The organism is Candidatus Neomarinimicrobiota bacterium (genome assembly GCA_036476315.1).
Classification (GTDB): domain Bacteria; phylum Fidelibacterota; class Marinisomatia; order Marinisomatales; family S15-B10; genus JAZGBI01.
In genome coordinates this window covers 1-25,867 of sequence record JAZGBI010000002.1, presented here as the reverse complement: position 1 = coordinate 25,867, position 25,867 = coordinate 1, and the positions used below count along the sequence as shown (strand labels likewise).

Annotated in this window: 20 protein-coding genes and 1 tRNA gene; all 21 read left to right on the top strand. The window is 52.2% G+C overall.

Going from position 1 to position 25,867, the window contains the following annotated elements:
* Window position 1 precedes the first annotated feature (1 nt).
* Window positions 2–3,013: a preprotein translocase subunit SecA gene (gene secA / locus V3U24_00130; protein ID MEE9165858.1), complete on the top strand. Its 3,012-nt coding sequence runs from the start codon at window positions 2–4 to the stop codon at window positions 3,011–3,013.
* Window positions 3,014–3,052: 39 nt separating this feature from the next.
* Window positions 3,053–3,136 (top strand) — tRNA-Leu (locus tag V3U24_00125).
* Window positions 3,137–3,208: 72 nt separating this feature from the next.
* Entirely contained in the window at window positions 3,209–3,406 is a 198-nt protein-coding gene (locus tag V3U24_00120) for a hypothetical protein (protein ID MEE9165857.1), read from the top strand.
* Between the two features lie 560 nt (window positions 3,407–3,966).
* The gene (locus V3U24_00115) at window positions 3,967–4,812 is read left to right on the top strand and encodes a HEAT repeat domain-containing protein (GenBank protein ID MEE9165856.1); all 846 of its coding nucleotides are present in this window, start codon (window positions 3,967–3,969) and stop codon (window positions 4,810–4,812) included.
* A 13-nt stretch (window positions 4,813–4,825) separates the two neighbouring features.
* A complete protein-coding gene (locus tag V3U24_00110) occupies window positions 4,826–5,392 on the top strand; it encodes a ubiquinol-cytochrome c reductase iron-sulfur subunit (protein ID MEE9165855.1) in 567 nt (188 codons plus the stop codon).
* A 28-nt stretch (window positions 5,393–5,420) separates the two neighbouring features.
* Window positions 5,421–6,224 carry a cytochrome b N-terminal domain-containing protein gene (locus V3U24_00105; protein ID MEE9165854.1) on the top strand — a complete coding sequence of 268 codons (804 nt, stop codon included), beginning with the start codon at window positions 5,421–5,423 and terminating at the stop codon, window positions 6,222–6,224.
* Between the two features lie 3 nt (window positions 6,225–6,227).
* Window positions 6,228–7,343 (top strand): cytochrome C, encoded by a 1,116-nt coding sequence (locus V3U24_00100; protein MEE9165853.1) that lies wholly within the window; start codon window positions 6,228–6,230, stop codon window positions 7,341–7,343.
* 180 nt (window positions 7,344–7,523) lie between these two features.
* Complete coding sequence (locus V3U24_00095) at window positions 7,524–10,541, top strand: c-type cytochrome (protein MEE9165852.1); 3,018 nt, start codon at window positions 7,524–7,526, stop codon at window positions 10,539–10,541.
* Window positions 10,542–10,574: 33 nt separating this feature from the next.
* On the top strand, window positions 10,575–11,300 hold the full coding sequence (locus V3U24_00090) for a carboxypeptidase regulatory-like domain-containing protein (GenBank protein MEE9165851.1): 726 nt from the start codon (window positions 10,575–10,577) through the stop codon (window positions 11,298–11,300).
* A 135-nt stretch (window positions 11,301–11,435) separates the two neighbouring features.
* Complete coding sequence (locus tag V3U24_00085; GenBank protein MEE9165850.1) at window positions 11,436–11,885, top strand: Rrf2 family transcriptional regulator; 450 nt, start codon at window positions 11,436–11,438, stop codon at window positions 11,883–11,885.
* 24 nt (window positions 11,886–11,909) lie between these two features.
* Window positions 11,910–13,640, top strand: a complete 1,731-nt coding sequence (locus V3U24_00080) for a cbb3-type cytochrome c oxidase subunit I (protein ID MEE9165849.1) — start codon at window positions 11,910–11,912, stop codon at window positions 13,638–13,640.
* 6 nt (window positions 13,641–13,646) lie between these two features.
* Window positions 13,647–14,240, top strand: coding sequence for a cytochrome c oxidase subunit 3 (locus V3U24_00075; GenBank protein ID MEE9165848.1), 594 nt, complete (start codon window positions 13,647–13,649; stop codon window positions 14,238–14,240).
* A 9-nt stretch (window positions 14,241–14,249) separates the two neighbouring features.
* On the top strand, window positions 14,250–14,564 hold the full coding sequence (locus V3U24_00070; protein ID MEE9165847.1) for a cytochrome C oxidase subunit IV family protein: 315 nt from the start codon (window positions 14,250–14,252) through the stop codon (window positions 14,562–14,564).
* Window positions 14,554–14,754, top strand: a complete 201-nt coding sequence (locus tag V3U24_00065; GenBank protein MEE9165846.1) for a hypothetical protein — start codon at window positions 14,554–14,556, stop codon at window positions 14,752–14,754. The genes V3U24_00070 and V3U24_00065 overlap by 11 nt, the downstream gene beginning before the upstream one ends.
* A 7-nt stretch (window positions 14,755–14,761) precedes the next feature.
* Window positions 14,762–15,040 (top strand): hypothetical protein, encoded by a 279-nt coding sequence (locus V3U24_00060; protein ID MEE9165845.1) that lies wholly within the window; start codon window positions 14,762–14,764, stop codon window positions 15,038–15,040.
* Complete coding sequence (locus V3U24_00055) at window positions 15,037–15,978, top strand: hypothetical protein (protein MEE9165844.1); 942 nt, start codon at window positions 15,037–15,039, stop codon at window positions 15,976–15,978. Before V3U24_00060 ends, V3U24_00055 begins: the two co-directional genes overlap by 4 nt.
* Entirely contained in the window at window positions 15,963–17,861 is a 1,899-nt protein-coding gene (gene cyoE, locus V3U24_00050) for a heme o synthase (GenBank protein ID MEE9165843.1), read from the top strand. The genes V3U24_00055 and cyoE overlap by 16 nt, the downstream gene beginning before the upstream one ends.
* Window positions 17,862–18,014: 153 nt before the next feature.
* Window positions 18,015–21,614 carry a pyruvate:ferredoxin (flavodoxin) oxidoreductase gene (nifJ, locus tag V3U24_00045; GenBank protein ID MEE9165842.1) on the top strand — a complete coding sequence of 1,200 codons (3,600 nt, stop codon included), beginning with the start codon at window positions 18,015–18,017 and terminating at the stop codon, window positions 21,612–21,614.
* 175 nt (window positions 21,615–21,789) lie between these two features.
* Window positions 21,790–22,305, top strand: a complete 516-nt coding sequence (locus tag V3U24_00040) for a DUF420 domain-containing protein (GenBank protein MEE9165841.1) — start codon at window positions 21,790–21,792, stop codon at window positions 22,303–22,305.
* A gap of 466 nt (window positions 22,306–22,771) precedes the next feature.
* Window positions 22,772–25,054: a M14 family zinc carboxypeptidase gene (locus V3U24_00035; GenBank protein MEE9165840.1), complete on the top strand. Its 2,283-nt coding sequence runs from the start codon at window positions 22,772–22,774 to the stop codon at window positions 25,052–25,054.
* A 1-nt stretch (window position 25,055) separates the two neighbouring features.
* Window positions 25,056–25,867: hypothetical protein (locus V3U24_00030; GenBank protein ID MEE9165839.1), on the top strand; the 812-nt coding region annotated here is incomplete at its 3' end.

Genomic DNA, 25,867 nt, shown 5'->3' with positions numbered 1-25,867 from the left:
AATGACGTCTGCTGTTGTCAAACGCCTGTTCGGAACCAAATCCGATCGGGAGATCAGACACTTTCTGCCTCAGGTGGAGGAGATTAATTCAATCTACGTCACCCTCGAAGGTAAGTCCCAGGACGAACTCAGGGCCCGGACAGAGGAGTTCCGGGAAATGATCAGTCGGAGAAGGGAGGAGGCGGAAAGCGAAGCGGATGCGAACGGACTTACTGATGAGAAAAAAGAAGATTATCTGTTTGAGGCACAGAACAATGTTCTGGATGAGATTCTTCCTGAGGCCTTTGCCATGGTGAAGGAGACCTGTCGCCGCCTGATGGGACAGACCTGGAACATGGTAGGCCAGCCCACAACCTGGGAGATGATTCCCTATGACGTTCAGCTCGTAGGGGCGATTGTGTTACACCGGGGCAAGGTGGCGGAAATGAAGACGGGGGAGGGGAAAACGCTGGTTGCCACGATGCCCATCTATCTCAACGCCCTCACAAGTCAGGGTGTACATATTGTTACGGTCAACGATTATCTGGCTCAGAGAGATTCAGAATGGATGGGTAAGATTTTTCAGAACCTGGGGCTCACGGTTGGTGCTATCCTCAACCGGACGGACAACGATGAGCGCCGGGAAATATACGGCCGGGATATTACTTACGGTACGAACAACGAATTCGGATTCGATTATTTGCGTGATAACATGTCCCTGTCAAAAGAAGAGCAGGTACAGCGAGGTCACGCCTTTGCCATCATCGATGAGGTGGACAGCATTCTCATCGATGAAGCCCGAACGCCTTTGATTATTTCTGGCGCTGTTGATCAACCTTCCGATTCAAAGTATCGCGAACTGAGACCGGTGGTGGAAAAACTGGTTCGCCGCCAGACAAGTCTTGTGAACGAGCTCGTGGGGGAGTCGGAAAACCTGATGGTAAGCGAAAAAGAATACGACGCCGGTCACAAGCTTCTCCAGGCCATGCGCGGAGCTCCCAAGAATCCCCGGTTGCAGAAAATCCTCCAGGAGCATGGGACCAAGAAGCTTGCCTTGAGCGTCGAGTCCGATTTCATGCGCGACAAGAAGCTCCACGAAGTTGATGAAGATCTCTACTTCAGTATCGACGAAAAAAGTCACGTGATTGACCTCACGGAAAAGGGGCGGCAGGCCATTGCTCCCGACAACCCCGAAATGTTTGTCATCCCTGACCTGGGGGAGGTGCTTCACGAGATTGAAAGTGATGCCGCGCTCTCTTTGGAGGAGAAGCAGAAGAAAGCCGAGAATGCCCGGCTTCTGCAAAGCAGTCGAAGCGAGCAAATCCACAACATATCCCAGTTATTGCGAGCCTATTCTCTATACGAGAGGGACGTCGACTACGTGGTTCAGGATGGCAAGGTCCTCATTGTCGATGAATTCACCGGACGCGTCCTGCCGGGACGGAGATACAGCGAGGGACTCCACCAGGCGCTGGAGGCCAAGGAGAATGTGGAGATCGAGCGGGAGACCCAAACGCTGGCGACCATCACGCTGCAAAATTATTTCCGTCTGTATAAGAAACTGGCCGGCATGACGGGAACTGCAGAAACGGAGGCTGAGGAACTCCATTCCATTTACGGATTGGATGTCACTGTCGTTCCAACCCATGAGCAGGTGATCCGGAAGGATCACGATGACGTCGTCTACAGGTCAAAAAGGGAAAAATATAACGCTGTGCTGAATGAGATTGTGGACTGTCACAGCCGGGGACAACCGGCGCTCGTGGGAACCATCAGCGTTGAGGTATCGGAAACATTGTCCCGAATGCTCAAGCGGAGGAAAATCCCTCATAATGTGCTCAACGCGAAGCACCACCAGCGAGAGGCGGAAATCGTGGCGAGAGCGGGACAACTGGGCGCAGTCACTATCGCAACGAACATGGCGGGACGCGGAACGGACATCAAGCTGGGTGAAGGGGTGATAGAGGAGGGAGGATTGCACATCATCGGAACGGAGCGCCATGAATCCCGTCGAATCGATCTGCAGCTTCGCGGCCGGTGTGGAAGACAGGGGGATCCCGGCTCCTCAAGGTTCTACCTTTGTCTCGAGGACGACTTGATGCGTCTTTTCGGCAGTGAACGTATCGCCGGCGTCATGGACCGGCTGGGCGTTGAGGAGGGGGAGGTCATCACCCATGCCATGGTGACCCGGTCGATCGAACGGGCCCAGAAAAAGGTGGAAGCCCGGAATTTCTCTATCCGGAAACGGCTCCTGGAATACGATGACGTTATGAACCTTCAAAGGGAAGTGGTCTATGGCCGCCGAACTGAGGCGTTGCAGAATGAGGATATACGGGATGAGATAGACACAGTAGTGGACGATTACATCTCTGATCTCATCGACCAGTATTGTAATTCCAGTTCAGAGCCCGGTGAATGGAACTGGGACTCTATCGAGGGGGAAGTGTCATCCACTCTTACAGCGGAGGCAGACGAGTCATTTCGAAAAAGCGCATCGGCCGATGAGATGGGAAAAGCCATAAAGGAAAGATCACGGGAAATCTACTCCGCCCGAGAGAGTCTGGTTCCTCCGGAAATCATGCGGGCATTTGAACGCTATGTCGTACTCCGGACCATTGACGAAAAGTGGAGAGACCACCTCTATTCCATGGATCAACTTCGGGAGGGAATCAGCCTTCGTGCCTATGGGCAGAAAGACCCTCTTCTTGAGTACAAATCCGAGGGTTTTGGTCTCTTCATGGAATTCTTGCGTGAGCTGAATCGAGAAACGGTTGGGCGTCTTTTCCGCACACAACTTCAGGGGATGGAATCTGCCCCGTCGCTTCGTGGCAGGCGCCCCGGTAAACCCGTACGGGCTCAACATGCAGAAGCCGCCGGGATGGGATTTGCCGTTCCTTCAGACGGGGAACGGCGGCAACCGGCCGCGGCTCAGCGGGGGAGGCCACAACCTGTCCAGGTGGAAAAGAAAATCGGTCGAAATGAACCTTGTCCCTGTGGCAGTGGAAAAAAATACAAAAAGTGCCACGGGGTCTGATCATCCTTCTCGCAAGTCTCGCAAATCCTTTGACTGAATGCCGGGGTGGCGGAATAGGTAGACGCGCCAGATTTAGGATCTGGTCTCCTTTGAGAGGTGAGGGTTCGAGTCCCTTCCCCGGTACACGCGAGTCGTAGAGACGGCCACCCAGCGAATTACGTAAGAATGTGTGGCTTTGATATGGTCGGGTTTTTCATGGAATTCAAATTACCGGGTGAACACCCAGCACTTTTTCTCTGTCCTTTTCTTTATGCCAAGGGCATCCCTGCGGGAGAAGACCTGCCCGCCCCACACCGTGGGTGGCAGGCGGGAAAAGACGAAGATCTCAAGATCCTGTGGAGAATTGTTGTTGAAGAGATATTCCTCCTGGTTCTCGGCTCGTTCAAGGGATGAATTTGACTCGCCCGATTGTTATCGGGGTCAAACCCCGCACGGTCGCAAGCTCCGTACGGGGCAGGCTGAAATTGATCTTTTGCTTGAGCTCACCTCTCCGCAGGATCCTTCGGAAAACCGTACAAAGCTGACTATCTCCAATGCGACAAGAAAGAAACCAAGGCCTCCTACTTGGTGCCGATTCATCGGCACCATCAGTGGCCTTAAAACAACTTGGGCAAGAAAGGGAGATGCCAAGACCGTGGAATAGAATCAATTACTGTTTGATCCCGATGAATATCGGGAGAGTTTAATTGATTCCCATGGACGCAGGCAGCCCCGCCCAAATTGTTTTTGAGCCAGGGGGCCTTTTGGTACTTTTCTGCCCGAGAAAAGTACGAAAGAAAACACACTGCAGATAATCACACGATGAGAGATGAGGAGACCTGACGAGCGAAGGACGGAAATTCCTGACGTGATTTTACATGCCTCGATCATCGAGATTACCATTTGCCCTGAATGAAAACCGAATTTAAATTTGCGGGGCCATTTGATGCTGGGGGTGGAATTTTCACCGGTAGATGACTGAAACTTCGGAAAAGAAATCTGCACTACGCGTAGTCGTTCACTCGTTTTTTGTGGTTCCATTCCTTATCGCGGCGTTCGCCGTCCTCGTATTTTTTATGTGGCGTCTCCTCACGAATGAACCCCGGAGCGTGGAGGATTATCTGGCGGACGTGAAGGTGGGCAGCGCCACAAAACGATGGCAGTCCGCCTACGATCTGTCAAGAATACTAGCGGATCCGGCTCGTATTCCCGACGATGGCCGTTTCGTGTCACAGATGTTGTCTGCTTTTGACTATTCTCTTCGGGATCCCGACTGGAGAGTAAGGCAATATCTTATCAGGGCCATGGGTCAGTCAGGTTTGGAAGCCTTTTCACCTGCGATTCGAGGGTTACTCAACGACGAAAATGAGACGATTGTGGCGGATGCAGTCTATTCTCTAGGATTGATCGGCAGTGATGACAACCTGGAACCGCTGAAATCGCTGGCGGATCATAACTCCTCACTGGTCCGGAACCGGGTCGCTATTGCGTTGGGAAACCTTGGGAGCGGTGAGGCCGTCGGGACACTTTGCATCATGCTGCGCGATATGGAACCGAACGTTTACTGGAATGCCGCCGTCTCCCTGGCCAAACTCGGGGATGGCTCAGGACGGGAAGTTCTGTTGAATCTTCTCGACCGCACATACCTTGCGAAATTTGAAGGCCTGGACGGGTATGAGCACAGAGAGGCGATGCTGGTCGCCATCAGGGCCGCCGAACTTCTGGATGATTCGCTGCTCAATGCCGCAATCAGGAGGCTGAGTGAGGATGATCAGGACATGAGGGTACGCAATGCGGCAATACAGGCACTCCGGTCATAACGGTGTATTGTGAATGGTGACTCAGAGGCTACAAGAGAAGACAAAAGAGACATCTGAGCCCAGAGCCTCTATCGGAAAGGAAACGTTCGGAGAGACCGTAACGAGGCGTTCCTTTTTCTCCTGGCTCACTGTGGCATGGTTGGCCTTCACCGCTGCCACGGGTGCGTTTCTCACCATGATCGTCCGATTCATGTTTCCCAACGTTCTATTTGAATTACCTCAAACATTTAAGATAGGTTATCCCGATGAATATCAGGTGGGTAAAGTGGATCTGCGGTGGAAAAAGAGATTCGGCATCTGGATTGTGAGGACGCCCGAACAGATATACGTCCTTTCCACCGTTTGTACCCATTTAGGATGCACCCCCAACTGGCTTCAGAACGAACAGAAATTCAAATGCCCCTGTCACGGTAGTGGGTTTGGAAAATCCGGAATCAACTTTGAAGGTCCTGCGCCTCGTCCGTTGGAACGATTTCGAATCGTCTTGGCGGAAGATGGACAATTGCTTGTTGATAAGACGAGGAAATTTCAATACGAGAAAGGCCAGTGGTCAGATCCCGATTCGTATCTGGTCGTTTGATCAACTCCATCTTCTATAGAAACAAAGCATGAATAACGACTCCGGCAGAAAGAAAAGATCGAATGTTTTTGAGAAGATCGGTCAATCGGCCCTCTGGAAATCTATTTTCAGGTCTGGGATACCCGTCACGCGCCGACAAAGGATGATGTCCGTGTTGAACAGTGTTTTTCTTCATCTTCATCCTGTACGCCTCCCACGACACGCGGTAAAACTCAAGTTTACCTGGTGCATGGGTGGATTGTCTTTTTTCCTGTTCCTTGTGCTCACCATCTCCGGAATCTTGCTTATGTTCTATTATCGTCCCACCGTGGAATATGCCTATACGGACATTATGGATCTCGGTGAACAGGTCCCCCTGGGAATCATGCGGGAAATCCACAGGTGGGGCGGCCATGCCATGGTGATTACCGTCTGGCTGCACATGTTCAGGGTGTTCATGACAGGTTCATACAAACCTCCGCGTGAGTTCAACTGGGTCGTGGGAGTTGTTCTCCTTTTCTTAACACTATTCCTCAGCTTTACCGGATATCTTCTTCCATGGGACCAGCTGGCCATTTGGGCGGTTACGGTGGGATCGAATATGGCCCGCGCATCGCCATTTCTCGGACATGAGGGTCCAGGGGCATCCCTCTTGAGCCTCGGTGATATCAACTTCATACACAGTGGAAGCGATGCCCGATTCGCGCTGCTGGGTGGGAGGTTTGTGGGGGAGTCCGCCCTCCTCAGGTTCTATGTCCTTCACTGCATTGGACTTCCGTTTATTATCATGATCTTCATGGCCGTCCACTTCTGGCGAATACGAAAAGACGGCGGGATATCCGGTCCCACCTAGCAGATGGAAACATTCCAGCATATCGTCAATATCCTTACTCGACCCACCGTTCTATTGACCGCGGTGATAATGTCGTTCCTTTTCTTTTTCCCTCCAACCGATTGGTTCGAGAAATGGAACCGGCGGCTCCGCCTCCATCTTCTCTGGACAGGAAAAGGATTTGTGGCTGTTATGGTCCTGCTGGTGGGATTTTTTTTCGTGGGCGTCGCCAATGAAAACTTTCGTTTCATCGTCTTCAAGCCGGATAATGTTCCCATTGTGGGGCTTATCTTCCTTGTCTTTATTTTTCTCTGGGTCAGTATGAGCCAGGCAGCCAGAAACGACCGACTTCTTGAAGCAGGGGAAAAACCGGAAGAATTCAACGATCCGGAAGATAAGGTTCTCGTCTGGCCGGATCTGGTCTACATTGAGTTTATCGCCCTCATCCTTATGATGTCGCTGCTACTTATCTGGTCGATCGGGATTCAGGCACCCCTGGAAGAGGCGGCTGACCCGTCCAGTTCGCCCAACCCGTCAAAAGCGCCGTGGTATTTTCTGGGACTCCAGGAAATGCTCGTCTACTTTGATCCGTGGCTGGCGGGAATCGTCTTCCCATCTCTTATTATTGTCGGACTAATGGCAATTCCTTACATCGACACCAACAAGGAGGTGACCGGGTACTACAGCTACCGACAGAGGCGTCTCGCTATCCCCATTTTCATGTTTGGCTGGTTGATCCTGTGGGTCCTTCTCATTCTGATCGGGACATTTTTGAGAGGGCCCAATTGGAACTTCTTTGGACCTTTTGAGTATTGGGACCCTCACAAACTGGTATCTCTCACAAATATCAACCTGTCGGACATCTTCTGGATCAAGCTGTTTAACACGGGTCTTCCCCGGAATATTCTCCTGAGGGAATTTTTCGGCTTCGCTACCGTGTTGGGCTACTTCCTTATTCTGCCCCCACTTTTCGCGAAGACCATATTTAAGAAGCTCCATCAGGACCTGGGTAACTTCAAGTTCGGCATATTCATATTTCTGCTGCTGTGCATGCTGGCCCTGCCCCTTAAGATGTATCTACGGTGGATATTCAACTTGAAGTACATCATTTCCATTCCTGAGTTTTTCTTTAATATCTAGACGAGGAGTTTTGCCACTAAGACACAAAGTCACTAAGATTCTTGGAAAACAAAGAACTCAGCCTTGGTAGATAAAAGGACTTACTCGGAGATATTCTTTTCATCAATTCTCATAACCACAAGATCATGAATATTTTGCGCCTTAGTGTCTTTGTGGCTGAGAATTCATCAGCTTAGGTCTATGGAAAAGCGCGAACGGCACGAACGATATTACAACATCTTCAAACTCAACAGGCTTTTTGGCATCTCAAGTCTCGTTTTTCTCCTTCTTCTGGTCTGGACGTTCGCTGATGATTATTCCCGGGGTTGGAGGTCTTACCAGCGGAAGTTCCGTCAGTTGGAAATCTCCAGGACGTCCGGCCTGTTGGAAGAAGAGATTGAAAAACTTTCAACCTCCGATGAATACGGCGAAATTGAGAAGAAGTTGCGTGCCGGGGAGGAATCCCTCAAAGATAAGGAGAAAGAACTCGGTGCCCTGGGAAAACAGATCAGGACGCTTGAGAATGACGATTACAAGGCTCAACAGGAATACAATTTCGTCAAGGCGGACTACGACGTCACGAAGTATCTCTACGAGGAAGCCGTAGCTGAGGACCATGCAGATTCTGAAGTTCTGGGGGAGGAACTTGCACGGCTCGAACAGGATCTCACCAGGCATCGACTCCAGGTGGAAGAGGTGGGAAGATACATCAGCCAGAAGAGGGACAGCCTTCGGTCTCACGAACAGCACGTGAAAGAATTGAAGGATAAGCATGCCCAGATTTCCCGTCGCAAGGTTGTCTTAACCCGGAAGCTCAGAAATGTTGACCCTTCGGCCATGTCCATGGGTAACCGTATCGCGAACTGGATTCGCGATCTGCCGGTCCTCGATTTTCTTTCTCCCTATTACAAGGTTGATCAGGTGGTACTGAAGGATATTACGGAGGATATCAATTTCACCCAGGTCCCCAGAGTTGATAGATGCACCAGCTGTCATCTGGGTATCGCCCAGCCGGGATATGAGGATGCTCCGCAGCCGTACACCACCCATTCCGATCTGGAACTTTACGTTTCCAATGAATCTCCCCATCCCTTTGAATCATTTGGCTGTACCAGTTGCCACGCCGGTCGAGGCAGGGGCACCGATTTTGTCAGTTCTGTACACTCTCCAAATTCATCCGCTGATGAAGAACGGTGGAAGGATACGTATGGCTGGCACAGGGCCGCCCACTGGGACGAACCGATGTTTCCCGTCAAGTATGCGGAAGCGGGGTGCTTCAAATGCCACTCAGAAGAGATTTTCCTGAAGGGGGCGGATAAGCTGAACCTGGGGACAAATCTCATTGAGCGTGCCGGATGTTTCGGATGTCATACCATTGAGCGGTATAAGGATAAGAGGCGAATAGGCCCCGATCTGAATAAGATTGGCTCCAAAGTATCACGCGACTGGGCCTATCTCTGGATAAGAGATCCCAAGTCGTTCCGTCACAACACATGGATGCCAAGATTATTTGGATTGTCCAACAACAGCGATCCGGAAGACATAAGGAGGGCAGATCAGGGAATCCACGCCATTGTCCACTTTCTCCTCCAGAACAGTTCCGAGTTTCCTCTGGAACCTATGCGTAGGCAGGGTGATCCCCAAAGGGGAAGAGATCTTGTGAATTCCGTGGGCTGTCTGGGCTGCCACCGGATGGAGTCCGAACCCAGCGGCGAAGAGACAAGCCTTCAGACGCTGCGCCGGGACCACGGGCCGAACCTTATCGGTCTTGGATCGAAGTCCAGCCCACTATGGGTATTTAACTGGCTCAAGGAGCCCGAGCGGTACTTTCCGGAAACCAAAATGCCAAACCTTCGCCTCACGGACAGGGAAGCTTCCGATATCACTGCCTTTCTCATGACCACGAGTAACGGTGAATTCCTGGAACAGGAGATTCCACCCCTGGAAGAGGGAGAAATCGACGGGATAGTCCTGAATTTTCTCGGCATGATGTATTCCGATCATGATTCGCGCCAGAAACTTTCTGCTATGACTCTGGAAGAAAAACTGGACTACTCAGGGGAAAAACTTATTCGTCATTACGGTTGTTTTGGTTGCCATAACATTCCAGGCTTTGAAGAGGAGAAACCCATCGGTACGGAATTGACCGAAGAGGGGAGCAAGTCCGTCGAGGAATTGGATTTCGGTTTTATCGATCTCGAGCATTCGAAAACGGCGTGGTTCAGAAACAAGATAAAATATCCCCGAAGTTTCGACAGGCACAAGATAAAGGGTCCCTACGAAAAACTGAGAATGCCCAATTTTGAATTCCGGGACGAAGAGGCGGACGCCATTGTGACGGCATTGTTGGGGTTCGTAAGAACGTCTTATGGAGTGAAACCGAAAAGATCGGAGAACCCTGATGTTCACATGGGTCAGTGGCTTGTACGCGAATACAACTGTCAGGGTTGTCACATCATTGAGGGGGATGGGGCAGCCATCAGGCCAACCGTCACCCAGTGGCTGATGGAGGCCAACGGTATTGGCGAGGCACAGGCGAGCACGGTCACTCCCGATTTCAGCCCTCCGGACCTCCACACTCAGGGTTCAAAGACGCAGCCAAAGTGGTTATTCAATTTCCTGAAAAGTCCCGGGGTCATCATACGGCCAAACCTGCGAGTCAGAATGCCCGCCTTTCGTCTCACCGACAGTGAATGGAACTCCATCATCAAGTATTTTCAGTTTCTTGAAGAAAAAGTAAATGCCTATGAGTCTCCCCATCTTGTCGACGTCGGTTCATCGAAATATGGCGCAGGAACGAAACTGGAGAAGATGGGTGAGTGCAACAAATGTCATTTTTATGGAAAAACGTTTCCCAGTCAGGACGCTTCCACCTGGGCTGCAAATCTCGTAATGGTGAAGGACCGGCTTCGTCCCGAATGGGTATCCCGCTGGCTCTCCGATCCCCAGAGAATTCTGCCTGGAACCAAGATGCCGACGCCGTATATTCCAACGGAGGAGGATATTCAAATTCCTGAGGCCGAAGAGATTTTCGGGAAGGATATTGTGGACTTGGCCGGTGACCGGACGGCTATGGTGAACGGACTCAGGGATTATCTTTACACCCTATCTGGCAAGAGTGACATTACTGCGGAAATCATGGACTATTTCGACGCGAATGGATATGAGTTCTTTGAACCGGAGGTTGAAGAGGAAGACATCTGGGAGGACTGGGAATAGTGGGAGGAAGATTTCTAATGAGAGGAGGGAGTGATGGTAACGAGTCGGCTGAGTGAGAAGTTATCGATAGTCTTAGCCCTAATGTTGGCGGTCAGTCATCTTTACAGTGGTGGGAAGATCACGGGTGCGGTCACGTACGAAGGATCGGTACCACGGATGAAAGCCATCAGGATGGGGGCCGATCCTATTTGTCAGGCGAAGCATGAATCTCCCATTCGTTCAGAGTGGCTTCTTGTGGGAGAGAAGGGCGAAGTGGGGAACGTATTCGTCTACATAAAGGAAGGCCTGGGAGATAAGTCGTTTCCCGTACCTGAAAATCCCGTTGTTCTGGACCAGAAAGGGTGCATTTACAGTCCCCATATTTTCGGCATTCAGGCGTCCCAGCCTCTTGAGGTTCTAAATAGCGACGGCACCCTTCACAACGTTCACGCCGTTGCGAAAGCAAACCGGAGTTTTAACGAGGCGATGCCCGCCGTCCGCAAAAAGATAACGAAAACGTTCGATCAGCCCGAAATCATGGTGAGGATCAAGTGCGATGTCCACCCGTGGATGGGCTCGTACGCAGGTGTGCTGAACCACCCCTATTTTGCCGTTACCGGTGAGGATGGCGTTTTTGAGATAAAGAACCTCCCCCCCGGTAAATACACCGTTGAGGCCTGGCACGAGAGATTGAGAACTCGGACGGCCACGGTGACGGTGAAGGACGAAGAAACGGCAACTGTCGATTTCAAGTTTACCCGCCCCGGCAAGAAAAAGTAGCCGCGGGATTCTTCAGTCGGATCAATCAGAATTCTCCCAATCAGGAATAATGTGTACTGAAATAGTACACTATTTCCTTGACTCCGATCTGCTGAACCTGTAATATACACTCCGGGTCTCAGGACCTCAACGACCATGGGGATTAGTAAGGCAGCAGATTACGCCATCCTTGCCGTGGGATATCTCGCGACCAGTGCGAAAAGTTCAGGTGTCGACATAAGGAGCAAGTCCGAGTTGGTGGAATCACTCAGCCTCCCGCGGGAGTTTCTATCGCAGATTCTGCAGAAGCTTGTCCGGGCGAACATCTTGAGCTCAACCAGGGGGGCAAGAGGGGGCTATTCACTGAGGAGGCCCGCATCGGAGACTACCTTTCTTGATGTTATCGAAGCGATTGATGGAAGATCGAAGATGGTAGAATGTCTTGCTGAGGACTACGACGATTGTGGTCGTCTACCTGTGTGTCATTCTATCGTTTCGAAGATGGCTTATCTCCAGGGGGAGATCGAATCGCTTCTGGCCAGTGTAACCTTTCAAGATATTTCCGTATCTGAGGCGCTGAATCCAGCAGGAGTCCCCAGAGAATAGGTCATTTTATCGGGTGAGAGTGACGTGACTGATCAAGCGAATCAACGACAGAAATTCTGGCGACGATACATCTTTTCAGTAGACCACAAGGTCATCGGCCTGCAATATGCCGTCACAGCTCTGGTTTTCCTCCTTTTTGGCTTTATCCTGATGCTCATCATGAGGTGGCAGCTCGCATACCCGGGTGAAGTGGTGCCTGTCGTTGGGTCACTGCTCTCCGAAAGCGGAATTCTGACACCGGATCTATATAACTCTTTTGGTGCCATGCACGGGACCATTATGATTTTCCTGGGGGTGGTCCCTCTTGCTGTGGGCGGATTTGGTAACTATGTTCTCCCTCTCCAGATTGGCGCTCCCGACATGGCTTTTCCCAGGATCAACATGGCCAGCTACTGGGCGTATTTTCTTGGCGGCGTGACCATGCTTGCAAGTTTTTTCTTGCCCACAGGTGCCGCCTCATCGGGTTGGACGTCCTATCCCCCCCTCTCAGTAATCGCCAATACGGGTGAGACGGTATGGCTGGTGGGAATGGCACTCCTCATCACCTCCTCACTCCTGGGTTCCATTAATTTCATTACCACGGTAATTCAGCTCCGAACTCGAGGACTCACGTGGATGCGGCTGCCGTTCTTTGTCTGGGCCCAGTTCGTGACGGCGTTTCTCCTGCTTCTAGCCTTTCCCCCGCTGGAGGCAGCAGCATTCCTCCAGCTCATGGACAGGCTGGCCGGAACAAGCTTCTTTTTGCCCTCCGGATTGTACGTCGGTGGCGAGGTACTGGAGGCGAGCGGAGGAGGCAGTCCCCTTCTGTGGCAGCATCTCTTCTGGTTTCTGGCTCATCCTGAAGTGTATGTTTTGATTCTACCCGCCCTGGGTATCGTGGGGGAGATCATAGCAAACAACGCCCGTAGACCGTTGTGGGGTTACCGTTCCATGGTTTATTCAGTCATCTTTCTCGGCTTCATGTCCTTTATTGTCTGGGCACACCATATGTTCCTCACGGGGATGGGGACCACCATGGCAGCGTTTTTCCAGACCACTACAATGATCATTTCAATTCCGTCGGTGATTATCCTTTCCGCCCTCTTCATTTCGCTGTGGGGTGGATCCATAAGGTTCACAACGCCCATGCTCTTCGCCCTCGGTTTTCTTCCCATGTTTGGCATTGGTGGTCTCACCGGACTGCCGCTGGGACTTGCATCCTCAGACATCCATCTCCACGATACCTACTACGTCATTGGGCACTTCCACTACGTCGTGGCACCAGGAACCATCTTCGCACTTTTCGCAGGTATCTACTATTGGTTTCCCAAAGTAACTGGAAGAAAAATGAATGAACGACTGGGAAGGATCCACTTCTGGAGTTCAATCATCTTTATGAATGGGGTATTCATGCCCATGTTTGTTCAGGGCCTGGCTGGCGTGTCGAGAAGGCTCTACGACGGCGGACTTGCATACCTGCACGCACAGCCCGTCCTCCATTGGAACAAATTCATGACCGTCTCAGCAATCCTTCTCTCTCTTTCCCAAATCCCCTTTATTGTTAATCTGATATTGAGCATCAGGAAGGGGAAGGAAGTGTCATCCAATCCCTGGGAGGCGACCACCCTGGAATGGGCAGCGGCACCTTCACCTCCTGTGGCACACGGCAATTTTACTCAAGTGCCTGAGGTTTATCGGTCTGCCTATGAATACAACGTTCCCGTCGGGGGAGCGGTGAAGGAGTTTTTCCCCCAAAATGAACCGGGAGAATCGTAAAGGAACATGGAAATCCCCTACACGGTAGAGGCGCGCGACGATACGGGACTGACCAATCCAAAGTTGGGAATCTGGCTGTTCCTTGCGTCGGAACTTATGTTGTTCGGGGCGATGTTTTCGGCCTACATCCTCCTTCGGACCGGTGCGTCTTCGTGGCCGGCTCAGTCGGAAGAGGTGAGCGTGCTCATAGGGACAGCTAACACCATGGTGCTCATAGCTTCCAGCGTGACCATGGTGATGGCATGGGCATCGTTGAGGATGAACAACTTTGAAAATTTTCGCGTTTACCTGACGTCGACAGTTTTTCTGGCACTGATCTTCCTGATAGTGAAAATATTCTGGGAATATATACCCAAGATTCATCATGCCCATATTCCGTCCACGAACATCTATTTCGCTCTCTACTACACCATGACGGGACTGCACGGACTTCACGTTTTGGGCGGAGTTTTGGTGAATGCATACTTCTTGTTCCGGGGGAAAAAAATGTGGAAGAATGAACCGGACAGGTTTACAAACCGGATTGAGATTGCGGGCCTTTACTGGCATTTTGTGGATCTGGTGTGGATATTCCTGTTCCCCACCCTGTATCTGCTGTAGGGAGAAACCATGATGGCAGAAAATGGTGAGGAAGTAAGGAAACATGCCCGGGTCTACTTTACCGTTTTTGGGGGTCTGGCTTTGCTGACCGTTCTGACGGTGGCTGTGGCGTCTCTCGAGCTCGCCGTTGGACTTGCTCTTGGTGTGGCTCTTTCCATCGCGGTTCTGAAAGGGTCGCTGGTTGCCAGCTTCTTCATGCATTTGGCGTCTGAGAGGCGACTAATCATCCTGATTCTCATGTTAACGGTAGTGTTTTTCTTCGCATTGATATTCCTCCCTCTTTCGGATTCACTGACCAACGTGGGGGCAAAAGATGTCCCTTAAGGTCTTCCACATTTTTTTCATCACGGTCTCAATCCTGTTTTCCTTTGGATTCGGAATATGGGGTCTGCACGCCTATTTGCAGCAGACAAGCGGTGTGGAATATTTGTGGTTGGGGATAGTGTCCCTTCTGTCAGGTGCCATTCTCGTTGTCTATGGAATAAAAGTTTTTCAGAAACTCTTGAAGTTGTGAAATCGAGATGAGACAGACGAGGCCTCTGCGGGCTTTTTCTTTGCTGGTGGGAGTGACGTGTCTATTGATCCCTCACGTAACCCTTGCCTGCGCTGTCTGCTTTGGCGATCCGGGTGATCCCATTTCAAAGGGAATCAACCTTGCCATCATAACCCTGTTGAGCGTGACAGGCGTTGTTCTTGGAGGATTCGGAGCATTCTTCGTCTATCTCGCAGGCAGGACCCGGCACACCTCCAGAAAACAGAGCGGGCCTCCTGTTTCAGGTGGAAAGATAAAATCATCGTGATTGAATTCCTGAAGAAGTTGGGACTCCCGGAGGCGTATTCCCTTCAGGCAGAGGGTGTTGACATTGTCATTGGATGGGTACATGTTCTTATGTTCGCTCTCTTTGTGGGGTGGGGGACCTTTTTCATTTTCACACTCTTTCGATTCCGCCGCTCAAGGAACCCCGAGGCAAACTATGCTGGAGTGAAGGGTCATCTTTCCACTTATGTTGAAGTTGGGGTGGTCCTTTTTGAGGCTCTGCTGCTGATTGCTCTTTCCTTCCCTGTCTGGGCGAGCAGAGTTGAAGGGATCCCCGACGAAAGTGAGGCCGAGGTGGTGCGGGTGGTGGCGCAGCAGTTCAGGTGGAACATTCGTTATCCCGGCCCGGATAATGTCTTCGGCCGCACGGCTCCCGATCTTATCGACGATCAGGCATTGAATTTTATCGGACTGGACTGGAGTGATGACGCTGCCAATGACGACATTATTCCGACTCAAGGCCATCTCCATCTTCCTGTCAACAAGCCCTGCCTGATTTATCTTTCCACCAGGGACGTCATCCACAGCCTCTCTATTCCCGTTATGCGCGTAAAGCAGGATGCCATCCCCGGAATGCGAACGCCGGTCTGGTTTACGCCTACTCAAACCGGCTCCTGGGAGGTAGCATGTGCTCAACTGTGCGGTAACAGTCACTATGAAATGAAAGGATTCGTCCACGTTCATACTCCCGGCGGTTATGAAGCCTATATGGCAGCCCTGGGGCTGGTTAAAGAGATTGATGACTATGACCTCTCTTTCGAAGCTGAGGCGACACTGGCCAAAGCTATCGAGGCTCTCAAGGCCGGAAACGCCGGGGAGGCCGAGAGTCTGGCGATTGAGGGGAAATCACAGGCGGGATTCGCCCTGAAAGAAAAGGAAGAGTTGGGGGAAGAGGAGGGGGAAGAATGGGAAGAGTGGTAACTGGGCCCCACCGTCTCACGCTTCGAGGGTTCTCCAAGTTCGCAAGTTTCTCGACTCTGATTCTACTATTCGCGGGAGGTCTCGTCACCAGCACGGGATCCGGCCTGGCGGTACCAGACTGGCCAAACACGTATGGTCACTTCATGTTCACATTTCCTCCGTCCAAAATGGTCGGGGGCATCCTCTACGAACATGCCCACCGGCTCATCGCTTCGATCGTGGGGCTGCTTATCCTCATTCTCGCCGTCTGGTTGTGGAGGTCTGAACCGAGACCATGGGTGAAAAAGCTGGGGGTCGTCGCCCTTCTAACGGTGATCGCCCAGGGAATCCTGGGAGGCGTTACGGTACTTTTCTTGCTTCCCACTGCCGTATCCGTCGCCCACGGAGTGCTGGCGCAGACGTTTTTTTGCCTCACCATCGCCATCGCATATTTCATGTCCCGGGAATGGCAAACCGGGACCGAATCCTCGGACACTCCTTACAGAAAAAGGCTCCTCAGGTGGTCGGCGATCTCCGCCACACTCATTTTCGTTCAGTTGATTCTTGGTGCCGTCATGCGTCATACTGGTTCAGGACTCGCAATCCTCGATTTTCCCCTGGCTGGCGGCAGGGTCATTCCACCATTCAACGGAGATTTCCTGAACTCCGTCAATGCCGCGCGGTTTGAGCTCGGTCTCGATCCCGTCACCCTGTACCAGGTTGTTCTCCATTTTGTCCACCGCGTCGGCGCGGTGATGGTTATGTCCGGGATCGCGGGAACCTCTTTCCTGGTTTTTCGTCATGAGCGGACGAACAGAAACGTTTTGCTTCTCACACTCTGTTTTGACAGCCTCTTGATAGTCCAGCTTCTCCTTGCGGGATTCGTCATCTGGACGGCAAAATCGCCTCTGGTGACCACCTTTCATGTTTGGGTGGGAGCGCTGATGCTGGGCACCTCCGTTCTTATGAGTCTGAAGAGCTACCGCCTGGTGCACGGCTCTCAACCCCTTCGGGTGCGCGGAGTCCTCTCCCGCATATCAAGCCTATGGGAATTAACCAAGCCCAGAATTACGGGCCTCGTCCTCGTGGCCACATTTCTCGGCTTCTATCTGGCCGCTGGGGAAAGCGGTCAATCGGTCCTGGAGAATCGATGGCTGTTACTGCATCTGTTGTTCGGGTCGGCCCTGGCATCGGGAGGAGTGGGCGTACTCAATGAATTCCTGGAATGGAAATATGATTCCCTGATGCATCGCACTCGATCCAGGCCTATCCCTTCAGGGAACGTGACTCCCGCAACTGCCTTACTGTTCGGTGTCATCATTTCATTGGTGGGAACGGTACATCTGGCAGTTTTCGTAAATCTGGCAACTGCGGGTCTGGCCTTCGCGACGCTGCTTCTGTATCTGTTCGTCTACACACCCCTAAAGAGAAAAACGGTATGGAATACCTTGATTGGTGCAATTCCCGGCGCCCTTCCTCCCATAGGGGGATGGCTTGCCGTGGGGGAACAGGTCAGCCCGGCGGCATGGATCCTCTTCGGAATACTTCTTCTGTGGCAGATCCCTCATTTTTTCTCCATCGCTCGGATATATCGAAAGGACTACCGACGGGCTGGATTCAAGATGCTGCCTGTCGTTGATGAAAGGGGTACGGTGACATTCCTGTACGTCGTCGCGTGTTGTGCCGCCCTGACTCTCTGGAGTCTCATGTTATCCCTGGCCGGCCCGGCCGGGAAAACCTATTTCTACGGTGCGGCCATTCTGGGGATCGCTTTTCTCCTGGTGGGAGTCGATGCGGCTCTCCGCAGGAAAAACAGCACCGTGAAAAGACTCCTCCTGGCTTCCGTTCTTTATCTCCCCGCCCTCCTTGCCATTCTGTTCATGGATAGAACACTGTTTGGCTAGGACTTAGGTACCCTTATAGAAGAGGACAAATCTGTCGTTTCTCCTTTGTTGTCCTCTCCAGCCTGCCGTAATTTTTGGCTGACCATGTTCTCAATTCTGTCTGCACAATTGTCTTCATGTATAGGTTTATGACGTAACCGGAGGATGCGAAAAATGAATCCACCTGTTTTTGAGACCATTGACGCGAACGAGGCGGTTGCATACGTTGCGTATCGGACGAACGAAGTTATCTCCATCTATCCCATCACCCCCTCCTCGCCGATGGGGGAGTGGGCAGATGCCTGGTCGTCATCGGAAATTCCGAATCTGTGGGGTACTGTTCCGTTGGTGGTGGAGATGCAGAGCGAAGGTGGAGCCGCGGGTGCCATCCATGGAGCGCTGCAAACGGGGGCTCTGTCTACCACATTCACGGCCTCGCAGGGACTTCTGTTGATGATCCCTAACATGTATAAGATAGCCGGTGAACTCACCCCCACCGTTTTTCATGTGGCCTCCCGCTCGGTCGCTACTCACGCGCTCTCCATTTTCGGGGATCACAGCGACGTCATGGCAACCCGGGCCACAGGTTTCGGCATGGTATCTTCCGCTTCTGTTCAGGAGGCTATGAATTTTTCTTTAATTGCCCAGGCCGCTGCATTGAAATCGAGAGTTCCCTTTCTGCATTTTTTTGACGGATTCCGGTCATCGCATGAAGTGTCAAAGGTGGAGATGATTTCCGATGACGCCATGCGTGAACTGATTGACGATAACATGGTGGCAGAGCATAGACGCAGGGCCCTGTCCCCGGATCAACCCGTCCTGCGGGGGACTGCACAGAATCCCGACGTTTTCTTTCAGGCAAGAGAGACTGTCAATCCCATCTACGATGCGTGCGCTGATGTAGTCGAGAAGATTATGGACGAATTCGCCAAACAGTCGGGTCGACAGTATCATCCATTCGAGTTTCACGGCCATCCCGAAGCGGAACGGTTGATCGTTCTTATGGGATCGGGGGGCGACGCCGTTCATGAAACGGTCGACTATCTCTCTGAGCGGGGAGAAAAAGTGGGTATGGTAAAGGTTCGTCTGTATCGACCGTTCGATGGGCGGCGGTTCGTCGAGTCACTCCCTATGACGACACGCGCCGTCGCGGTTCTCGATCGAACAAAGGAACCGGGGAGTGCCGGTGAGCCCCTATACCTCGATTGCATGGCTGCTCTGCAGGAAGGAATTGCACGGAAATCGCCTCGAATCATCGGCGGAAGATACGGACTCTCTTCCAAGGAGTTTACGCCTGCAATGATCAAAGGAATCTTTGACCACCTTGGGGGGAGAGAGCTGAAAAGTTCGTTCACCGTTGGGATCAATGACGACGTTTCCGGAACGAGTCTGCCCTACGATCCGGATTTCTCGTCTGAATCTTCAGAAGTCATGACCGCCCTTTTCTACGGTCTCGGATCGGACGGCACCGTGGGAGCAAACCGCAATTCCATCAAGATTATCGGAGAACAGACGGATAAGTGTGTGCAGGGCTACTTCGTCTACGATTCAAAAAAGGCCGGAGCGGTAACTGTTTCCCACCTGAGATTCGGACCGGAGCCCATTCGATCCTCCTACCTGATACGCAGGGCGAGTTTTGTGGGGTGTCACCAGTGGGTGTTTCTGGAAAAGTATGACATTCTGAAACACAGTGTCCCGGGCGGGATTTTTCTACTCAATTCTCCGTACACACCTGGCGAAGTATGGGACCATCTCCCGGGGTCGGTTCAGAAACAAATCATCGAGAAGGACCTCAAGTTCTATGTCATCGATGCCAATAAGGTTGCCGGTGAATGTGGACTGGGCCGCCTTATCAACACGGTGATGCAGACCTGTTTTTTTGCTATCTCCGGCATCCTTCCAAAAGAGAAGGCCATTCAATCAATCCGCGATTCAATCGCAACCACTTACGGGAAGAAAGGTGAAGAGATCGTCCAGATGAATCTGAACGCCGTCGACAAGGCACTCTCGACCCTGTTCCTGGTTAGCGTTCCTGAAAAGGCAGAGAGTTCTATTGAGGTTTCTCCCTCTGTATCGAAGGAGGCTCCCGGGTTTGTTCGGAATGTGCTTGGAGAAATCATCGCGGGCCGTGGTGACGATTTGCCCGTGAGCGCATTTCCGGTGGACGGAACGTTTCCCACGGGAACAGCGAAGTGGGAAAAGCGGAATCTTGCGCTGGAAATACCGGTCTGGGATACTGATATCTGTATTCAGTGCGGCAAATGCGCCATGGTCTGTCCACATAGTGTTATCCGCATTAAGGTATACGGCCCTGAGCACATGAAAGGTGCCCCTGAAGCGTTCAAGTCCACGGATGCCCGTGACAGGGTGTGGAAGGGACTCAAGTATACGATCCAGGTGGCTCCCGAGGATTGCACAGGATGCGCCATCTGCGTGGATGTCTGTCCCGCGAGGAACAAGGCAGAGACAGAACTCAAGGCGATCAACATGAGGCCTCAAACGCCTCTTCGTGAACAGGAAAGAGAGAACTGGGATTTCTTCCTTGACATTCCGGAGTTGGATCGCAGGCAGATCAAGGTCACGTCTGTCCGTCAGCAGCAGGTTCAGCAGCCGCTGTTTGAGTTTTCGGGGGCATGCGAGGGGTGCGGAGAAACTCCCTATATCAAGTTGGCAGCGCAGCTGTTCGGAGACAGAATGATTGTGGCGAATGCAACCGGTTGTTCTTCCATATATGGTGGAAATCTTCCCACCACACCGTGGGCAAAGAATCCGGACGGTCGCGGTCCGGCCTGGTCCAATTCACTTTTTGAGGATAACGCCGAGTTTGGCCTCGGGTTTCGCATTTCCATCGACAAGCAGAAGGAGATGGCGGAAGAGCTGCTCAGGAAAATGACCGGCGATCTGGGAGCAAGTCTTGCGGATGCCATTCTGACTTCGGAACAGAAGAGTGAGGCAGATATCCATGAGCAGCGAGAGAGAGTGAAAACTCTCAAGAGCAAACTCGAAAAGATGAAGACGGCGGAAGCGAAGCGGTTGCTGTCCATCGCCGATATGCTGGTGAAAAAGAGTGTCTGGATAATGGGCGGAGATGGTTGGGCGTACGATATCGGTTTTGGCGGGCTCGACCATGTTCTTTCCCTGGGCCGCGATGTCAACATACTCGTTTTGGACACGGAAGTGTATTCCAACACAGGTGGACAGATGTCCAAGGCGACGCCCCGCGCCGCAGTGGCGAAATTCGCAGCAGGGGGTAAGCCTATGCCAAAGAAAGATCTTGGGGAGATCGCTGCGACGTATGGGAACGTATACGTGGCAAGTGTCGCCATGGGTGCCCGCGATGAACATACGCTCCGGGCATTCCTGGAGGCTGAAGCCTATGAAGGACCATCCTTGATAATCGCCTACTCACATTGCATAGCCCACGGAATTAACATGATTACCGCTATGAGCAACCACAAGGCGGCGGTCGATTCCGGTCAGTGGCTCCTCTACCGCTACAACCCCGACAGAGCCAGGGAGGGTGAGAATCCCCTGATTCTTGACTCCCGGTCACCGAGAATTCCTGTGGAGGAATATCTTTACATGGAAAACCGGTTTCGCATGCTAACCAGGAGCGATCCGGACGCGGCAAAACGCCTCCTGATACAAGCTCAGCAAGACGTGGAGAAACGCTGGCAGTCCTACGAGTTCCTTGCTTCGCGGGACTATGATAGATCGCCCGGGGGAGATGGGAGCCTTGGGTCCACAGATGAAAAAGTTGAGAGGGAGGAATAGTGTCTTGGATCTTGAGACGAGGATCTGGACAATATCAAACGAATGGAAGATGCAGGGGCATCGGCAGGGGCATCGGCCGGTGTGTTCCGTAGTCCTTACGTTCTTCCCCGAACCGGAGGAATTTGAAAGGGCTCAATACATAAAGGCCTTGGAGACCTACCCCTGAGTCTGGTCAGTGAGGGATCGCTTCTGGGTCAGGATCATCTTTATTGTTTCGGGAGTGATCCTGGCCGTGGTAGCGTTTTTGATTCTCGGTGCTCGCCCTGGGGGACCTGACGGTCATCCAGGCGTATCCTACCTCCCCCACGTAAACGCTGCGCTGAATGGAATCACTAGCAGCCTGCTTCTCATAGCCTACGTTTTCATCAAGCGGAAGAAGGTTCGCCATCACCGGAATTTCATGCAGGCTGCCTTCGGAACTTCGGCACTGTTTCTGGCTTCGTATATGGTCTATCACTGGTTCAGAAGTGGGCCGACGTCGTATGGCGGACAGTGGCCTCTCCTTTACTACTCTGTACTGGTGACTCACATCATTCTGGCCGCGGTCATCCTGCCCCTCGCCCTCGTTACGCTCTACAGAGGGTGGACGCTGCAAGTGGCAAAACATCGATCCATCGCCAGGATTACTCTGCCTCTCTGGTTGTATGTATCCCTGTCAGGCATTGTCGTATACCTGATGCTCTATTCATGAGACAAGACTCGTCCAGCACCTCGAAAGCATGTAGGAAATAGGGCTCTTATTCCAGCTGGTTTTCTCATCACCTTTTCTTGTTCATTTCTTGAATACCTGTCAGCCCTTCTCCCACCAGGCAGTGATCGGGTGGCAGGCGGGGACGCAGGTAATGCAACGCGAAAAACGGCCCAAAAATAGTTGTGCCGTTGATTCCCACGGGCGCAGGCAGCCTCGCTCAAATTGTTTTCCGGCCGAGCTTCTCCACAGGATCTTGAGATTTTCCAACGTCCCGATTCAATCGGGAAAAAGCGCGAAACAAAGTCACGGTCGAGACAATTCCGCCACGAGAATGTGGGGGTGTGCAAGGAAACCAAGTTCCTCTGGCACTTACCAGATTGGCCAATTGCCACAAGATCTCATCTGCATACATTTACTTCTTCCCTCATTTGAAATCTCAAAGCCGTGCAGTAATTTGATTATACCCATGAAAGTGACTGCCTCCATTCTGGCTGTCTTTATTTGCTTCGCCATGACCGGTGCATCCGGACAGGAGATTTATCAGCAGGTAAGGGTCTACTATTCGGATATGTCGGATCTTCAACTAATACATGAGGCGGGCATACCGCTGGACCATGTTCGAGTGAAAAAGGGTGTGTTTGTCGATGTTGTTGCCACCCGCACACAGGTCGCGAAATTGCGGGAACTGGGGATGCGGCTCGAAATCCTTGAGGAAAACCTTACCAGGTTCTACAAAAAGCGCTTCCAGCCAACCCAAAAGTTCCATGGCGGATTTGAGCTGGGGTCCATGGGCGGAAACTATACCTACGATGAAATGACCGCGGAACTCGATTCACTCCACGTGATGTATCCCACCCTCGTGTCGGAAAAAACAAGTATTGGATTGTCCCTGGAGGGTCGTGACATCTGGGCCGTGAAACTGTCCGATAACGTGACTGAGAACGAAAACGTCGGGGGTGATTTGGAGCCTCTGGCTCTGTACACGGGTGTCACGCGCGCCCGTGAGCCGCTGGGTATGATGAACCTCATCTATTTCATGTACCATCTGTGCGAAAACTATGGAAGGGATGATCTGGCTACCTTTGTGCTGGAAAACCGAGAGCTCTGGTTTGTTCCCGTCCTCAATCCGGACGGGTATGTCTACAATGAAAGAATAGCTCCTCAAGGAGGGGGCATGCATCGCAAGAACCGGCGGGAAACGAACTGTGCAGAAGAGACCAGTCGCGGTGTGGATCTGAATCGAAATTACAGCTACGATTGGGGTCTGAACAACCTGGGCTCCAGCCCCGATCCCTGCTCTAACGTCTTCAGGGGCGATAGTGCATTTTCTGAACCCGAGACGGCCGTTATCCGGGAATTCATGGAGAGCAAGGATTTCAAAAACGTTCTCCATTACCACGCTTATTCCAATCTTCTCCTCCATTCTTACGGCACTGGTGAGTATCCTCCTGAACCGGACCTGACCATGCTTCGGGCCTATGGGGCAGAGATGACCAAATTCAATCATTATCGTGTGGGGACGGGCCTTGAGACTCTGGCATATCCGGTCAACGGGGATGCCGTTGACTTTTCCTACGGTGGTCTGGGACTTATTGCCTATACGCCCGAAGTGGGAACATCCGATGACTTTTTCTGGCCATCCACAGACAGAATCGTTCCTCTTTGCGAGGAAAACGTGTGGCCTAATCTCTATTTCGCCCGCATTGCCGGTACCCTCCTGAAGATTGAACACGTGCAGATCAGCCCTGAACAGGTTGATCCTGGCGATCCCGTCACCTTCTCCGTCAGCCTGATGAATGCCGGATTGAGATCTTCTTTCGGTAATGTCAACGCAGCGTTCTCTCCCCTGTCTGCGACCATCGATTTCGATCCTGTGAGCGCCGATCTGGGCGTACTCGATAAGTGGGAGAGTATTGACTTTCCCGTAAGTCTTACAGGGACCGTGGATCCCTCTGCGGTTGCGGGCTGTCCTGCAGGTCTGCTCGTCACCATGGAGGACGGGGAATATGAATCGTACGTTGACACTATTTCAGTTCTTGTTGGGTCACCCTCGTTACTGGCCGTCGATGATGCCGAATCCGGAATGGAAAACTGGGAAACAGCCAGATGGGGTCTCTCTTCTGACTCTCATGAGGGAGTCTATTCCCTCACCGACAGTCCTGGGAGAGACTACGGGCGGAATGCCAGGAATGATCTCACGCTGGCTGAGCCCCTGGATCTCACCGGCGCTTCTCATTCGGTCCTGAGATTCTGGGCGAAATGGGATATCGAGGCAGTGTGGGATTTTGTTCAGGTACGGGCATCAACGGATGGACTCGATTGGATACCTCTCTGGGGGGAACACATGGTAGGCGGCAGCGGCAGCGGTGTTCAGCCGAGAGGCGAACCGGGCTACGATGGAACGCAACTTGAATGGGTTCCTGAGACGGTGGATCTTTCCCATTTCGACGGAGAACCCGAAGTATTCGTCGGATTTGTTCTGAGAAGTGACCAATATGTACAAGGAGACGGTTTCTACCTGGACGATCTCGAAGTGGTTAGCTATCCCGCCTTTGAGATTGCCGGAGGAGATGTGACGAGAGACTGCGTCATCGATGTCGCGGACGTTTCGGCCGCCGTGGACATGATTCTTGAGCCAGATCTATCGTCGGCACTGGAGCGACAACTGGCGGACGTGAACAGTGACAGGTCAGTGGACATCTTTGATATTGTCCTGCTTGTGGACACAATCTTGGGCAACGCCAACTAAAGTGCGCCTTTTCCTCATCGGCTTCCTTGCCGGTTTCTCCCTTCTCCTGTCCCTGGGAGGTGCTCACGGGACGCCTCAGAAGAGTGATCCTGTTCTTCACCCCTCCGTCGTGTCTCTTGGTCTTCGCGATAGCGGTTTCATTCATGCCTGGGTCTTTTTCAAAGACAAAGGACTGAAAAAAGATGAGTTTCCGGAAGCTGTTTCCAGAGCCGAAAGAAGGCTCACCCAACGGTCCCGGGAGCGCCGTTCGAAGGCGATCCAGGGCAGTATAGTTACGGTGAGGGATTTTCCCGTATTTCAGCCTTACATCTCCCAGGTGGTCTCTTCGGGAGCTGTTCTTCGTAACAAGAGCAGGTGGTTAAACGCCATCTCTGTCTCTGCCACGGCAGATGAACTCACGGCCATTTCGAGGTTATCTTTCGTGAGCAGGATCGATCCTGTTCTTCTTTACAGAAAAAAAGTCGAGCTCGTCGAGCAGTTTCCGGTTCGACAGAAAGTCCGGAGCGCAACAAAAGACAGCCTCGACTACGGTCTCAGCGGCGGTCAGATCCGGCAGATGAATTGTCACCTGGCCCATGAAGCCGGTTACCGGGGACAGGGGGTTATTGTGCTCATGCTGGACACGGGATACTTTCTGGACCATGAATCCATCCGGGCAGACAGTGTTCTTGCCCAGTGGGATTTCATTGATCAGGACAGCATCACGCAGAACGAAACGTCTCACGACGATTCGGTAGGTCAGCACAATCACGGTACTTACACTCTTTCGGCTCTCGGCGGATTCACCCCGGGCGAGGTTATTGGACCCGCCTA

Excerpts from the sequence above, each read along its gene's own strand:
- secA (MEE9165858.1), top strand. The coding sequence starts at position 2 with ATGACGTCTGCTGTTGTCAAACGCCTGTTCGGAACCAAATCCGATCGG.
- V3U24_00120 (MEE9165857.1), top strand. The coding sequence starts at position 3,209 with ATGGAATTCAAATTACCGGGTGAACACCCAGCACTTTTTCTCTGTCCT.
- V3U24_00115 (MEE9165856.1), top strand. The coding sequence starts at position 3,967 with ATGACTGAAACTTCGGAAAAGAAATCTGCACTACGCGTAGTCGTTCAC.
- V3U24_00110 (MEE9165855.1), top strand. The coding sequence starts at position 4,826 with ATGGTGACTCAGAGGCTACAAGAGAAGACAAAAGAGACATCTGAGCCC.
- V3U24_00105 (MEE9165854.1), top strand. The coding sequence starts at position 5,421 with ATGAATAACGACTCCGGCAGAAAGAAAAGATCGAATGTTTTTGAGAAG.
- V3U24_00100 (MEE9165853.1), top strand. The coding sequence starts at position 6,228 with ATGGAAACATTCCAGCATATCGTCAATATCCTTACTCGACCCACCGTT.
- V3U24_00095 (MEE9165852.1), top strand. The coding sequence starts at position 7,524 with ATGGAAAAGCGCGAACGGCACGAACGATATTACAACATCTTCAAACTC.
- V3U24_00090 (MEE9165851.1), top strand. The coding sequence starts at position 10,575 with ATGGTAACGAGTCGGCTGAGTGAGAAGTTATCGATAGTCTTAGCCCTA.
- V3U24_00085 (MEE9165850.1), top strand. The coding sequence starts at position 11,436 with ATGGGGATTAGTAAGGCAGCAGATTACGCCATCCTTGCCGTGGGATAT.
- V3U24_00075 (MEE9165848.1), top strand. The coding sequence starts at position 13,647 with ATGGAAATCCCCTACACGGTAGAGGCGCGCGACGATACGGGACTGACC.
- V3U24_00070 (MEE9165847.1), top strand. The coding sequence starts at position 14,250 with ATGATGGCAGAAAATGGTGAGGAAGTAAGGAAACATGCCCGGGTCTAC.
- V3U24_00065 (MEE9165846.1), top strand. The coding sequence starts at position 14,554 with ATGTCCCTTAAGGTCTTCCACATTTTTTTCATCACGGTCTCAATCCTG.
- V3U24_00060 (MEE9165845.1), top strand. The coding sequence starts at position 14,762 with ATGAGACAGACGAGGCCTCTGCGGGCTTTTTCTTTGCTGGTGGGAGTG.
- cyoE (MEE9165843.1), top strand. The coding sequence starts at position 15,963 with ATGGGAAGAGTGGTAACTGGGCCCCACCGTCTCACGCTTCGAGGGTTC.
- nifJ (MEE9165842.1), top strand. The coding sequence starts at position 18,015 with ATGAATCCACCTGTTTTTGAGACCATTGACGCGAACGAGGCGGTTGCA.
- V3U24_00035 (MEE9165840.1), top strand. The coding sequence starts at position 22,772 with ATGAAAGTGACTGCCTCCATTCTGGCTGTCTTTATTTGCTTCGCCATG.